This window comes from Cobetia sp. LC6 (assembly GCF_030264805.1).
In the GTDB taxonomy this organism is placed as follows: Bacteria; Pseudomonadota; Gammaproteobacteria; order Pseudomonadales; family Halomonadaceae; genus Cobetia.
The window spans coordinates 34810-49271 of record NZ_JASSPL010000007.1; the positions used below are offsets into that span (position 1 = coordinate 34810).

The 14462-nt window shown below is 62.2% G+C and carries 11 protein-coding genes; 6 read left to right on the forward strand and 5 right to left on the reverse strand.

The window, feature by feature from the left end; all coding sequences use genetic code 11:
* Window positions 1-219: 219 nt before the first annotated feature.
* The gene (gene rpsA / locus QQF40_RS09890) at window positions 220-1899 is read left to right on the forward strand and encodes a 30S ribosomal protein S1 (protein WP_043331442.1); all 1680 of its coding nucleotides are present in this window, start codon (window positions 220-222) and stop codon (window positions 1897-1899) included.
* Between the two features lie 257 nt (window positions 1900-2156).
* Here the strand turns inward: rpsA and QQF40_RS09895 are convergent, their stop codons facing one another.
* From QQF40_RS09895 to QQF40_RS09915, 5 genes are all read right to left on the reverse strand, one after another.
* Window positions 2157-2360, reverse strand: coding sequence for a hypothetical protein (locus tag QQF40_RS09895; RefSeq protein ID WP_175088478.1), 204 nt, complete (start codon window positions 2358-2360; stop codon window positions 2157-2159).
* Window positions 2361-2830: 470 nt separating this feature from the next.
* Window positions 2831-3649 carry an RNA methyltransferase gene (locus QQF40_RS09900; protein WP_175088479.1) on the reverse strand — a complete coding sequence of 273 codons (819 nt, stop codon included), beginning with the start codon at window positions 3647-3649 and terminating at the stop codon, window positions 2831-2833.
* 352 nt (window positions 3650-4001) lie between these two features.
* Entirely contained in the window at window positions 4002-5651 is a 1650-nt protein-coding gene (gene groL / locus QQF40_RS09905; protein WP_175088480.1) for a chaperonin GroEL, read from the reverse strand.
* Window positions 5652-5708: 57 nt separating this feature from the next.
* Entirely contained in the window at window positions 5709-6002 is a 294-nt protein-coding gene (locus QQF40_RS09910; RefSeq protein ID WP_043331438.1) for a co-chaperone GroES, read from the reverse strand.
* Between the two features lie 638 nt (window positions 6003-6640).
* Window positions 6641-7204, reverse strand: a complete 564-nt coding sequence (locus QQF40_RS09915) for an FxsA family protein (protein WP_175088481.1) — start codon at window positions 7202-7204, stop codon at window positions 6641-6643.
* Between the two features lie 577 nt (window positions 7205-7781).
* On the opposite strand from QQF40_RS09915, the gene QQF40_RS09920 reads away from it, so the two are divergent.
* From QQF40_RS09920 to QQF40_RS09940, 5 genes are all read left to right on the forward strand, one after another.
* Window positions 7782-8543 carry an SDR family oxidoreductase gene (locus QQF40_RS09920; protein WP_285461206.1) on the forward strand — a complete coding sequence of 254 codons (762 nt, stop codon included), beginning with the start codon at window positions 7782-7784 and terminating at the stop codon, window positions 8541-8543.
* Between the two features lie 143 nt (window positions 8544-8686).
* Window positions 8687-9184 (forward strand): peptide-methionine (R)-S-oxide reductase MsrB, encoded by a 498-nt coding sequence (msrB, locus tag QQF40_RS09925; protein WP_285461207.1) that lies wholly within the window; start codon window positions 8687-8689, stop codon window positions 9182-9184.
* 205 nt (window positions 9185-9389) lie between these two features.
* Window positions 9390-11768, forward strand: a complete 2379-nt coding sequence (locus QQF40_RS09930) for a Tex family protein (RefSeq protein ID WP_285461269.1) — start codon at window positions 9390-9392, stop codon at window positions 11766-11768.
* A 164-nt stretch (window positions 11769-11932) separates the two neighbouring features.
* The gene (gene gshA, locus QQF40_RS09935) at window positions 11933-13531 is read left to right on the forward strand and encodes a glutamate--cysteine ligase (RefSeq protein WP_175088483.1); all 1599 of its coding nucleotides are present in this window, start codon (window positions 11933-11935) and stop codon (window positions 13529-13531) included.
* Window positions 13532-13806: 275 nt separating this feature from the next.
* On the forward strand, window positions 13807-14367 hold the full coding sequence (locus tag QQF40_RS09940) for a disulfide bond formation protein B (RefSeq protein WP_175088484.1): 561 nt from the start codon (window positions 13807-13809) through the stop codon (window positions 14365-14367).
* The last annotated feature ends 95 nt before the right edge of the window (window positions 14368-14462 follow it).

Consider the following 14462-nt stretch of genomic DNA (forward strand, 5'->3'; position numbering starts at 1 on the left):
TTCGCTCGCTTTGCGAGTGATGATGCAGAACCCAGATGACACCGAGGTGTCATCAACCCCCCGGCAAGGTGTCATGGGGTGCATCGGCGGCAAGCGGAAAGCCGGTGTATCTCGAACCAGCGTCAACGCCCCCGGGGATATGTAGATATGGCCCGTGCTTGCTGGTGGTACGGAGACTGCGGTGCAAGCCGCCCCAAACGTTGATCATGTAGGAATACCATGAGCGAGAGCTTTGCTGATTTATTTGAACAGTCACTCCAGGACATCAACATGGAGCCGGGCGCAATCGTGTCCGCTACCATCGTGGATATCGATGGCGACTGGATCACTGTCAATGCCGGTCTGAAGTCTGAAGGTCAGATTCCGTCTGAACAGTTCCGTGACGAAAGTGGCCAGCTGTCCATCAGCATCGGCGACGAAGTCATGGTCGCACTGGAAGCCGTGGAAGATGGCTTCGGTGAGACCCGCCTGTCCCGCGAGAAGGCCAAGCGTGCCGAAGCGTGGAAAGAGCTGGAAGCCGCCTTCGAGAAAGACGAGATCGTCAAGGGCGTGATCAACGGCAAGGTCAAAGGTGGCTTTACCGTCGACATCAACACCATCCGTGCCTTCCTGCCGGGTTCTCTGGTCGATGTCCGCCCTGTGCGCGACACCGCCCACCTCGAGAACAAGGAACTGGACTTCAAGGTCATCAAGCTCGACGCCAAGCGCAACAACGTTGTCGTGTCTCGTCGTGCCGTCCTCGAAGCCGAGAACAGCGCTGAGCGTGAAGCCCTCCTGGCCACTCTGCAGGAAGGTCAGCAGATTCAGGGTATCGTCAAGAACCTGACCGACTACGGCGCCTTCGTCGACCTCGGCGGCGTTGACGGCCTGCTGCACATCACCGACATGGCATGGAAGCGCATCAAGCATCCGTCCGAGATCGTTGCTGTCGGCGACGAGATCAATGTCAAGGTGCTGAAGTTCGACCGCGAGCGCAACCGTGTGTCTCTGGGTCTCAAGCAGCTGGGCGAAGATCCGTGGGTCAATATCAAGGCTCGCTACCCGGAAGGCGCCAAGATCAACGCACGCGTCACCAACCTCACCGACTACGGCTGCTTCGCCGAGCTGGAAGAGGGCGTCGAAGGTCTGGTCCACGTGTCCGAAATGGATTGGACCAACAAGAACATCCACCCGTCCAAGGTCGTCAATGTCGGCGATGACGTGGAAGTGATGATTCTGGACATCGACGAAGAGCGTCGTCGTATCTCCCTGGGTATCAAGCAGTGCACCACCAACCCGTGGGAAGACTTCAGCGGCAAGCACAACAAGGGCGACCGTGTCTCCGGTACCATCAAGTCAATCACTGACTTCGGTATCTTCATCGGTCTGGAAGGCGGCATCGACGGCCTGGTTCACCTCTCCGACATTTCCTGGAACGAAGCTGGCGAAGAAGCCGTGCGTCGTTACAAGAAGGGCGAAGAAGCTGAAGCGGTCATCCTGTCCATCGATCCGGAGCGTGAGCGCATCTCTCTGGGCGTCAAGCAGCTCGAGAGCGATCCGGTCTCCGAGTACCTGGCCGTCAACGACAAGGGCGCCATCGTGTCCGGTCGTGTTGTCGACATCGATGCCAAGGAAGTTCAGGTAGAGCTGGCGACTGACGTCATCGCTATTCTGAAGGCTTCTGAAATCAGCGCTGACCGTGTCGAAGACGCACGCAACGTCCTGAGCGTCGGCGATGCTGTCGAAGCCAAGATCGTCGGTGTGGATCGCAAGAGCCGCCTGATCAACCTGTCCGTCAAGTCCAAGGACCAGGTTGAAGCACCGCGTCGCGATGCTGCCAAGCCGCGTACCCAGGAAGTCGAGAGCAACGGCCCGACTACCATCGGTGATCTGATCAAGCAGCAGCTGGGTCAGGAGTGATTCCGAGACACTCCGCCTCCTCGTGAGGCGGGGTGTCCGGATCCACGCTGAAGCGACATGCCTCTGGTTGTCACATCAGCGTCTCCGAATCGGTATCCTGTGTGAGGTTCGCCCTCATGCGGGAACGAAAAAAACCGCCACCCCGAAGGGTGGCGGTTTTTTCATGCCTGGTCGTTACGCGTGGCTGCTGGTCATCGTTGAGCGTTGTTGCTGGTCATTACCAGTCGCCACCTGCCAACCACCTCATCTGGCGTCGCTCAATGTGCCTGCGAGGCTGCGGGCTGACTGACCTTGGCCAGCAGCTGCATCTGGCGTAGCGAGATCATGCAGTACAGGCTGCGGTAGAGCGTCGGTTCCTGCGTCGGGTTGGTCTTGCGCAGGCGAGCTTCCAGCTGGTGGAGGTCGCTGGCCAGCTGTTCCGCGTCCGGGGTCTGAGTCTGTCGTGCGGCTGTCTGAGTCATGTAAAGGCGCTCCGTGAGTCCATGGTCGTGGATGGGATCAGGGTCGGCTCTTCTCTGGATTTCTCGAGGTGCGTCGCCACGCTGGCCTGCCATGGCCCTTCGCGTGTTGGCGTGGCGGCGTCTCTGCCTGCTCTGCGACAGTTCTCGACCTGCGTGGCTGGTCTCAAGTTCGCGAAGGAGCCTTTGCCTGACACTGCAGCCTTCGCGCGTGAGCACTGCTGGGCTGCAGCTACTGCATGGGGCTATGCCGTATCTCTATGCCGGTATTTCTGTACCGGTATTTCTATACCTAGGCTGTGTGACGAGTTCTGCGGTGCCTGACGTCCTGCCTATCAAGCATAGCGGAAGGTCTATAGTGCACCTTGATCCATGTCAGAAGGATGACGTTGCGCTGACAGGCTGTTGCGAAGTGGCGAGAGCCAAGTGGCAACAGTCCGAGTCTCAGTACATGACGGAGGGCCGTGCACGACTCAGGTCGCCTCGTGATCGCTCTGCTCGCTGTCTGCGCCAGCGTTCGCCGCTGCCGTCTGGCGCTCAAGATTGGACAGCATGCCGCGCAGGATGGAGAGCTCGCGGCGTGTCGGCTCGGCACGCGCGAACAGGGCGCGCAGCCGCTCTTCGGTCTGGGAGTGGGGCTGGTTGAGGAAGCCGGAGCCCTGCAGGGCGCGACCAAGATGCTCATGGAAGTAGCCGAGCTGTTCGCGGGTCGGCAACTGGTCGTCCTCACGGCGCGCGACAGGCGCCTCCTGAGGCTTGTCGAGTGTCAGGCGCCATGCACTGCGGCACTCGTGCGCCAGCACCTGGACGGCCTGTGAGACGTTGAGGATGCCGTAGTCCGGGTTGGTGGGGATCGACACCTGATGCGTGCAGCAGGCGATCTCCTCGTTGGTCAACCCGAAGCGTTCGCGGCCGAATACCAGCGCCACCTTGCCATCGCGCGCGATATCCATGGCGTGGGCCGCCATCTCGCGTGGCTCATCGAAGTGGGGCAGCGGGACGCTGCGCAGGCGAGCGCTGGCCCCGATGACCAGCTGGCAGTCATTGACGGCGTCTTCCAGGCGCTCGACTACGCGTGCATTTTCTAGCAGCTCCGCGGCACCGCTGGCCATGCGCGTCGCTTCCTCATCGGGGAAGCAGCGCGGATTTACCAGCACCAGGTCCTTGATGCCCATGGTCAGGATGGCGCGAGCGGTGGCGCCGATATTGCCGGGGTGGAAGGTCTGCACCAGCACGACACGCACATTGTCGAGGGCACTAGTGGTAGGAGAAGCGGCGGGGGTGTCAGTCATGTGAAGATCCTGGGCAAGCGAGGCGCGCGGCCTGAGTGGTAGCGTCACCTGTCGTGACCGTAGGCATTTCAGCTGCAATACAACGTCAGCCTCGATGCACTGTCATCACCAGGCGCAATGTCTCGGGTCGCGGCAAAAAGTGGCGCCTAGTGTAGCGTGGTGAGCGGGAGGCGTCAGGTACCGAGAGGCGTGGCGCTTGCCACATGAGAGTCACGGCGTTCACTGTATGGGGCTCGCGGTGCACACCGTGTGGAGCTCGCAGCGCTCGCCGAATGACAGGCATGAAAAAACCGCCCCTGCTTGCGCAGGAGCGGTTCGGGTCACGATGGGTGAGCCGTGGGGAGAGGCTGGCTTACATCATGCCGCCCATGCCACCCATGCCGCCCATACCACCCATGTCGCCGCCGCCGGCAGCGGCCTTGTCTTCCGGATCTTCAGCGATCATGCACTCGGTGGTAATCATCAGACCGCCGATGGAGGCCGCGGACTGCAGTGCAGAACGGGTCACCTTGGCCGGGTCCAGCACGCCCATCTCGAACATGTCGCCGTAGACGCCGGTAGAGGCGTTGTAGCCATAGTTGCCTTCGCCAGCCTTGACGTTGTTGAGCACGACAGAGGCTTCTTCACCGGCGTTGGTGACGATCTGACGCAGCGGCGCTTCCATGGCACGCAGTGCGATGGCGATACCGTGAGTCTGATCTTCGTTGTCGCCTTTCAGGTCGGCCAGCTGGCCCAGCACGCGAACCAGGGCAGTACCACCACCAGGCACGACGCCTTCCTCGACGGCGGCACGAGTGGAGTGCAGGGCGTCTTCGACGCGAGCCTTCTTCTCTTTCATCTCGACTTCGGTGGCAGCACCGACGCGGATGACGGCAACGCCGCCGGCCAGCTTGGCGACACGTTCCTGCAGCTTCTCGCGGTCGTAATCAGAAGAGGTTTCCTCGATCTGAGCGCGGATCTGGGCAACGCGTGCTTCGATATCGCCTTCGTTGCCGGCGCCATCGATGATGGTGGTGTTTTCCTTGGACATGGTCACGCGCTTGGCGGTGCCCAGGTGGTCCAGGTTGGTCTGCTCGAGGTTGAGGCCGACTTCTTCGGAAATCACGGTGCCACCGGTCAGGACAGCGATATCCTGCAGCATGGCCTTGCGACGGTCACCGAAGCCCGGTGCCTTGACGGCAGCGACCTTGACGATACCGCGCATGGTGTTGACGACCAGAGTCGCCAGCGCTTCGCCTTCGATGTCTTCGGCGATGATCGCCAGCGGCTTGCCGGACTTGGCAACGCCTTCCAGCACCGGCAGCAGTTCGCGGATGTTGGAGATCTTCTTGTCGACCAGCAGGATGTACGGGTCTTCGAGTTCGACCGCCATGGTGTCCTGGTTGGTGACGAAGTACGGAGACAGGTAACCGCGATCGAACTGCATGCCTTCGACCACTTCCAGCTCGTCTTCGAAGCCACGACCTTCATCGACGGTGATGACGCCTTCCTTGCCGACCTTCTCCATCGCTTCCGCGATGATCTCGCCGATGCGAGAGTCGCCATTGGCGGAGATGGTGCCGACCTGGGCGATGGCCTTGGTGTCAGTGCACGGCACGGACAGCTCACGCACGGCCTTGACGGCTTCGATGACGGCCTTGTCGATGCCACGCTTCAGGTCCATCGGGTTCATGCCCGCGGTCACGCCTTTCAGGCCTTCGTTGACGATGGACTGAGCCAGCACGGTGGCGGTGGTGGTGCCGTCGCCAGCCACGTCAGACGTCTTGGAAGCGACTTCCTTGACCATCTGGGCGCCCATGTTCTCGAAGCGGTCCTTCAGTTCGATTTCCTTGGCGACGGAAACGCCGTCCTTGGTGACGGTCGGAGCGCCGAAGGATTTTTCCAGTACCACGTTACGGCCTTTCGGACCGAGGGTAGTCTTGACCGCGTCGGCCAGGACATTGACACCGCGCGCCATGCGCTTGCGTGCATCATCGGAGAAACGAACGTCTTTTGCAGCCATGTTTATCTCTACCTTTAATCAGTAAGTCGAAGCGTTGGAACCCGAAAAAGCTGAAACTCAGCCTTCCACCACGGCGAGAATGTCGCTCTCGCTCATGATCAGCACCTCTTCGCCGTCGATTTTCTGCTTCTCGACGCCGTAGCCATCCTTGAAGATCACGGTATCGCCGACTTTCACGTCCAGCGGGCGAACTTCACCGTTTTCGAGGATGCGACCGTTACCGGCAGCGAGAATCTCGCCACGGGTCGGCTTTTCCTGGGCGCTGCCGGGCAGAACGATGCCACCTGCAGTTTTCTGTTCTTCTTCCACGCGACGAACCACGACGCGATCGTGCAAGGGACGAATGTTCATTGCTCACGTTCTCCTGATGGTAAATCCCGCCAGCTCCCGTTCTTTGTCGGTGAGTCTGGCGTTCAATGGGGTTGCCTAGCGAGTGTTGGGCCCCGCCGCTGGGGGGCGTGGCCGTTATCCATTGCACCGCTTTTATGGTGGCGGGGGGACAGCTTTCAAGTAGGCGATCATAAAAAAAATTCAAATCGGCGCATCTTGTGCGTCGCATGAAAGCTACGCACCCGGGCTGCAGCCTGTCTTCCGCAAGGTTCCGCTAGATGAATCAACGGCTTGAGTGTATCCGAGCCGTTCACTGCTGGCATATAGCTGGCAGCCCCCAGACGGTGTCCATTGGTACAAGACGCCAGAAGGTGGTCATCGGTCAGGGGGAACGTCATTGCAAGATGCAAGGTTCGGACGGGTAGCTCACGGAGCGCGAATCCGACCAGTGACTGGCATTGGCACAGGGGCAGGACAGGGGCAGGTCATTACAGAACAGAAGAGGACAGGAGAGCATGATGGGGCCTGTGAGGCGAGGTATCACAAATCAAAAGGGCCCGGCACTGGCTTCCAGTACCGGGCCCATCGCTGTCATGCAAGACTTTCAAACATGACTCCCAAGCAGGCGATTGCGCGTGGTGATGGCGCGTGAAAAGGCGCTAGAGGCGCGGCTCGTCACGGCTGATGTAATCGCCTTCCAGCGGCTCGCCGGTCTGCTGGCTGCTGCCTTGCTGTCCAGCGCGATTGCCGCTTGTGTGCTGCTGATCGCCACCGCTGCGTGAGGCATCGTCAGCACGGGTGTCGGCTTCCCAGTCACCTGCGCGGGTGCTGCGGGAAGCCCCCGCAGCCGAGAAGCGTCCCTTGAAGAAGCGCGCGATCGTGCCATTGCCGCTCAGTCCACGCGTCAACAGTCCCCGTGAGGCGGGGAGCAGGCACAGCAGGCCGAAGGCGTCAGACAGAAAGCCCGGCGCCATCAACAGGGCACCGCCGAAGATGAGCGCCGCGCCTTCCATCAGCTCGCCGGAAGGCATCTCGCCACGTTGCAGGCGTTCCTGGGCGCGCATCAGCGTCGCGCGACCTTCGCGGCGAATCAGATGCAGGCCGACGGCGCCGGTGATCAGCACCAGCGCCAGGGTCGGCAGCAGGCCGATCTGGCTGCCGAGGCTGAACAACACCACGAAATCCAATAACCCGAACAGGGTAATCACTAACAGTATGGGCATCGTCTCTCCCGAAGCAGGTAAATGGCAGGTTGCGCCAATGCGTCAAGGGTAAACCAGCCGCCGGACGGGGAACAGTCGAATCGGGCCCTTTGAACGGCCCATGATCCGCTGGTGAGCGGTTGATGGTCGGTGGCGTGGATGGCTGGCGCTGCAGGGGTAGCGGTGCCATGCTGAACGATGCTGCATGTTGCAGTGCACAATAGAAGGGGCTGGGTCGGGAGCGCCGGACAGGCAGAGCCCATGGCGGCCGCAGGGGGCGGGCCCAGGCTCACTCATCAGTATCCCCTGATTACGCGCACGCTGTTGATAGTGTGCGTTGACGCTGTCATTGCGTAGCGTTGGCGGATCTCGCCTGCGTTGAGGCAGGACACGCCGCGATCTGTTGCACTGCATCATGAAAATTTACCGCGAACTGGCAGCGGGCGTCATCCCGAGGCATTCTCTGTCACGATGACGCTGAACACTGAAGGGCGCGGTGCGGGACACTCGACACATAGATCGTGACGCTCGTACGGCATGCGGGCCTCGCATCCGGTAGCAGTTACTGACTGCCGGCAGACAACCTGGGAGACGGGACATGAAGCTTGACGACAAGGTCATCGCGATTACGGGCGGCGCTCGAGGGCTGGGGTTGGCCATGGCGCGCTATCTGGGCGAGAAGGGAGCGGTGCTGGCGCTGCTGGACATCGAACAGGACGGCCTGGATGACGCCGTCGCGAGTCTGCAAGCTGCAGGCATCAAGGCGCAGGGCTTCGTGACCAATGTCGCGGAAGAAGACTCCGTCAGCGCGGCCTTCTCGGCCATCAAGGGCGCATTGGGGCCGGTGAGCGGTCTGGTCAACAATGCCGGCATCACCCGTGACGGCCTGCTGATCAAGGCACGCGATGGCGTGGTGGAAAAGACCATGTCGCTGTCCAGCTGGCAGCAGGTCATCGATGTCAATCTGACCGGTGTCTTCCTGTGCACCCGTGAAGCGGCCAGTCAGATGATCGAAGCCGGCCAGCCGGGCGTGATCGTCAATATCTCCAGCATCTCGCGCGCCGGCAACATGGGGCAGAGCAACTACACCGCCGCCAAGTCCGGTGTCGCGGCGCTGAGCGTGACCTGGGCCAAGGAGCTGGCACGCTACAGGATTCGCGTCGGTGCCGTGGCACCGGGCTTCATCGCCACCGAGATGACCGCCGGCATGAAGCCGGAGATGCTCGACAAGATAAAGAGTGGCATCCCGATGCGCGATCTGGGTCGCCCGGAAGATATCGCCAGCAGTGTGGCCTTCATCTTCGACAATGACTACTTCACCGGGCGAGTGATCGAATGTGATGGTGGTCTGCGCATCTGACCCCATGGCTTGTGTCAGCCGATGAGACTGAAGCCCCCGCGATGACAGCATCGTGGGGGCTTTCTCTTGCGGCGAATGCATCCAACGCAGGTTGCTGCGCGTAGAGGTCAGTATTGCCGTTCATTGTCATAAGGAGACACGTCATGCAACGACGCCAATTCATGGGGCTGGTGCTGGGGGCGGGAGCGATGCTGGCCCTGCCCAGGCTGTCTGCCGCACGTCCGCAGCTGGAACTCGAGCGTGGCGCGGACATCACGCCGCTGACCCTGGAGGAAGATGAATGGCGTGCACGCCTGAGCCCGGAGCAGTATCGCGTACTGCGCGAGGAGGGCACCGAGCGTGCGGGCTCCAGCGAGCTCAACAAGGAGCATCGCAAGGGGGAGTATCGCTGTGCCGGCTGTGATCTGGCGCTGTTCTCTTCTGCCACCAAGTTCGAATCCGGCACTGGCTGGCCCAGCTTCTTCGATCATATCGAAGGACGCCTGCTGACCAAGATCGACTACGGACTCATCTGGCCGCGCACCGAATATCACTGTGCGCGCTGTGGCGGGCACCAGGGGCATGTCTTCGAGGATGGCCCCGAACCCACCGGCCTGCGCTGGTGCAACAACGGTGTCGCGCTGCGCTTCGTGCCCGTGTGAGGCGCTTGGGAGGCAACCCGATTGGCACATTGAGCGGCTAAAGCAATCTTGCCGCTTTGTGGTAACGTGACGACATCGTGATACAGACGGCCCGGTCAACTCCACGACCGGGCCGTCTGTATATTGCCGCATGAATTCTGCTGTAAGGGACTGACGTTTCATGGACGCTACTGCAACTGACGCTACCACCTCCCGTCCTGCACCGATGCTGTCGCCCGCTGACACCACTCGCCGCATTCAACAGGCGCTGGCCGGTGAGCTTGGGGTGCGCGAAGAACAGATCACCGCCACCGTCGAGCTGCTGGATGGCGGCGCGACCGTGCCGTTCATCTCGCGCTACCGCAAGGAAGCCACCGGCGGGCTCGATGACACCCAGATGCGTCAGCTCGAAGAGCGCCTGCGCTATCTGCGTGAGCTGGAGGAGCGGCGTCAGGTCGTGCTCGAGTCGATCGCCGAGCAGAACAAGCTGAGCGCCACGCTTGAGCGGGATGTACTGGCCGCCGACAGCAAGCAGCGCCTGGAAGATCTCTATCTGCCGTATCGCAAGAAGCGTCGTACCAAGGCCCAGATCGCGCGTGAAGCGGGGCTGGAGCCTCTGGCCGATGCGCTGCTCGCGGACCCGACGCTGGAGCCGGAAGCTCAGGCGGCCGGCTTCGTCGCTGCCGACAAGGACGTGGCGGATACCAAGGCGGCGCTGGATGGTGCCAAGCAGATTCTGATGGAGCGCTTCGCGGAGGATGCCGCCCTGGTCGGTCGCCTGCGTCAACGCCTGTGGGACGATGGCATCCTCAGCGCGCGCGTCATGAAGGGCAAGGAGCAGGAGGGCGCCAAGTTCTCCGATTACTTCGAGCATGACGAGCCGCTGCACAAGGCACCCTCGCACCGTGCGCTGGCCATGCTGCGGGGTCGCAACGAGGGCGTGCTGAGCCTCGCGCTCAAGCTGGAAGGCGAGGACGACCTGCCGCGTCACCCGATGGAAGGTGCCATCGCGACGCATTTCTCCCTAGATGATCAGGGGCGCGCTGCGGACCGCTGGTTGAAGGAAGTGGTGCGCTGGACCTGGCGCGTCAAGCTCTATACCCATCTGGAAAGCGAATTGATCGGCCGCCTGCGCGAGCGCGCCGAGCAGGAGGCCATCCAGGTCTTCGCCGACAATCTGAAGGACCTGTTGCTGGCAGCGCCGGCGGGCCCCAAGGCCACACTGGGGCTGGACCCGGGGCTACGCACCGGCGTCAAGGTCGCGGTGGTGGATGCCACCGGCAAGTATGTCGATCAGGCCACCATCTATCCGCATGCGCCGCACAATCGCTGGGACGCCTCGGTGGCCGAGCTGGTCAAGCTGATCGAACGGCATGATGTCGAGCTGATCGCCATCGGCAACGGCACCGCCTCACGCGAGACCGACAAGCTGGCCGCCGATGTGCTGACGCGCCTGTCCGGCCGTCGTCTGCAGAAGGTGATGGTCAATGAGGCCGGCGCGTCCATCTACTCGGCCTCGGAATATGCGGCGCGCGAATTTCCGGATCTGGACGTGACCATCCGCGGCGCGGTCTCCATCGCGCGTCGTCTGCAGGACCCGCTGGGCGAGCTGGTCAAGATCGAGCCCAAGTCCATCGGCGTCGGCCAGTACCAGCACGACGTCAGTCAGGTGCAACTGGGGCGCAGTCTGGAAGCCGTCGTCGAGGACTGCGTCAACGGTGTCGGCGTCGACCTCAACATGGCCTCAAGCGCGCTGCTGTCGCGTGTCGCGGGTCTCAACACCACGCTTGCCGAGAATATCGTCGCGCACCGGGACGCCAATGGCCGTTTCGCCTCGCGCCAGGAATTGCTCAAGGTCAGCCGGCTGGGTCCGCGCACCTTCGAGCAGTGTGCCGGCTTCCTGCGCATCGCCTCCGGCAAGAACCCACTGGATGCCAGCGCCGTCCACCCGGAGGCCTATCCGCTGGTCGAGCGCATCGCCAAGGCACACGGGCGTGATCTGCCGAGTCTGCTGGGTGACAGCGCCTTCCTGCGCACCGTGAAGCCGACGGAATTCACTGATGAGCACTTCGGCCTGCCGACGGTGACCGATATTCTGCGCGAACTGGACAAGCCGGGACGTGACCCGCGTCCCGAATTCCGCTTCGCCGAGTTCAAGGAAGGCGTCGAGACCCTCAAGGATCTCGAGCCGGGCATGAAACTTGAGGGCGTTGTCACCAACGTGACTCACTTCGGAGCCTTCGTGGACATCGGCGTGCATCAGGACGGCCTGGTACACATCTCTGCCCTGTCGCAAAAGTATGTTGCCGACCCGCGGGAAGTGGTCAAGGCGGGCGACATCGTCAGCGTCAAGGTGATGGAAGTCGACATCCCGCGTGCGCGCATCGCGTTGAGCATGCGCATGAGCGATACTCCCGCCGACAAAGGCGCGGCTGGCGAGGCGCGACGCAGCGCAGAGGGCGGTCGTGGTGGGCGCGCGCAAGGCGGTGGTGGCCGTCAGGAGCGCGGCGGTCGCGGCAGCAATTCTGGCGCTAGCGGCGGCGCGGCACCGGCCAACAATGCGATGGCGGCAGCACTGCTCAATGCGCGCAAGTCAAAATCATAAGCCTTGAAAGCATTTTTTACGCGCCCATAATGTGGGCATACTGACCTGACGCGAACGGTACCTGCCGTTCGCGTCTTGCATGGCATCCGGTGCAGCACGCGGGCCATGGTCATCCAATTCGACCGGAGAGGCTGGGCTTCTCCCCATGCGAAAGGGTTCATACCTTGTCCGAGCAACTCGCGTCCGCCATCGCGCGACTCACGCCCCAGGCCCGTCAGGGTCTCTTCGGGCGCCTGCGCCGTGGTATCGAGAAGGAAGGCCTGCGGGTTACCGCTGGCGGTGACATCAGCCAGACGCCGCATCCGCGTTCTCTGGGGTCGAAGCTGACCCACCCGTACATCACCACGGACTATTCCGAGTCTCTGCTCGAGTACATCACCCCGGTGTTCACTCGTCCCAAGGAGTCGCTGGAGTTTCTGGCTGACCTGCATCGTTTCAGCTATCGCAACCTGGGCGATGAGCTGATCTGGCCGGCCAGCATGCCGCCACGTCTGCACGGCAATGACAGCGTGCCGATCGCCGATTACGGCACCTCCAACAGCGGCACCATGAAGCATATCTACCGCAAGGGGCTGGATGTCCGTTACGGGCGCATCATGCAGTCGATTGCCGGTATCCATTACAACTTCTCGCTGCCGGATGATTTCTGGAGCCTGCTGCAGGGGCTGGAAGGGGCAGAGGCGGAAGATGCGCGTGATTTCCGCTCGCGTCGCTATTTCGAGTTGATCCGCAACTTCCGCCGCCATAGCTGGATCCTGCTCTATCTGTTCGGCGCCTCGCCGGGGATCGACGAGAGCTTCCTCGATGGCGGCAATGATGATCGCCTCAAGCGTCAGGCGGACCGCAGTCTGGTCTCGGCCTACGCCACCAGTCTGCGCATGTCGGACCTGGGCTATCAGAACAAGGTGCAGGCGCAGCTCAAGATCTGTTTCAACTCGCTGGACAACTTCGTCGGCACTCTGCGTCACGCCATTGTCACGCCGTGGAAGGACTACGAGAAGCTGGGCGTCAAGCAGGCCGACGGCAGCTGGTCGCAGCTCTCCAGCAACATCCTGCAGATCGAGAACGAGTACTACTCCGACATCCGTCCCAAGCGTGTCACCCGGCAGAACGAGACGCCCAGTCAGGCACTGGAAGGGCGCGGTGTCGAATACATCGAAGTGCGCTGTCTGGATCTCAATCCCTTCCTGCCGGTCGGGATCGACGAGACGCAGATCCGCTTCCTCGATACCTTCCTGATCTGGTGTCTGCTGACAGAGAGTCCGTGGATCGACGACGAGGAATGCGCCACGCTCGACGACAGCAAGCGTCGCGTGGTCGAGGCAGGGCGTGACCCGGCGCTGACCCTGAGCGTCAATGGTGAAGAGCGACGCCTGCGCGATCTGGCAGCCAATATCATGGATGAGCTGGGGGAAGTCGCGGGCCTGCTCGACAGTGGCGACAAGGCTGGCAGCGCGCACCGTGATGCGCTGGCGGCACTCGCACCGCGCTTCGATGATGCCCAGACCACACCGTCTGGCCGTCTGCTGGCCAGCATGCTCGACAACGGCAGCAACTTCGTCGACGAAGTGCTGGCGCTGGCCAGGGGCCAGGCCGAGCAGTTCAAGTCAGAACCGACGGAGCGTGCGCGCGGCTATCTGCTCGATCAGCTGGTCGAGACCTCGCTGCAGCAGCAGGGCGATATCGAGAAGGGGGATCATCAGGATTTCGACACCTTCATGGCCGAGTACTTCGCGTCCGCCCATGCTACGCAACCGGCGTGATCTCGAGACGCAACGCCAATTCATGTTCAGGTCATCGCGACACGGCATGATAGGTATCAGTCGCTGATAGTGACGGATTCGGCTATCGCTGCATCATCGGCGCCTCAGGCTTGAGGCGCCGATGATGTATGTGGCCTGCGCACCCTGACGACTGAGCGCGGTTGCTGGGCACGACGCGATGCATGCCTCCATGCAGTCGCAGGGCCTTGATGGCCTTGCGGCTGCGTCATTTCTCACCCATGACTCCACTGGAGTTTTACCGGCAAGGACGGCAAATGACACAAGCGGACAAACAATCTGGGCAGCGGCCGGTAGCGCGCAAGGGTGGGCTTGCCAGCCTGGCGAGCTGGAGCGGGCGTCAATGGTGTCTGTTGGGAGCGCTGGGATGCGCCTTTTTGCTGGGCGTGGCCTTCGTGCTGCAGTTCGCCTTCGACCTGGCACCGTGTTCACTGTGCATCTTCCAGCGCGTGGCGGTGGCCGTGGCAGGCGTATTTTTCTTGCTGGGGGCCTTGCATGGCCCCGGGCGTGTCGGCACGCGTATCTACGCGCTGGGCGCACTGGCCGGCAGCATCGGTGCGGTCGTGCTGGCGGGTCGCCATGTCTGGCTGCAGTCTCTGCCGCCGGACCAGGTGCCGGCCTGTGGCCCGGGCCTCAACTACATGCTGGAAGTGCTGCCGGTATGGGACGTGATCACCCAGGTGCTCAACGCCTCCGGTGAGTGCGCCCAGATCAGCGCGCAATGGCTGGGGCTTTCGATCCCGCAGTGGTCGTTGATCGGCTTCTGTGGGCTGGCGCTGGTACCGCTGGCGATGCTGTGGAGCAGCTTCCGCCGTTGAGGCAATTAGCCCTGCCACCATGGTGGGGGGTTGGCAGCGTGCACGGCATGGAGGATAGTGGGTTGGCAGCGGGGCGAGCACCGGATGTCAGCCCC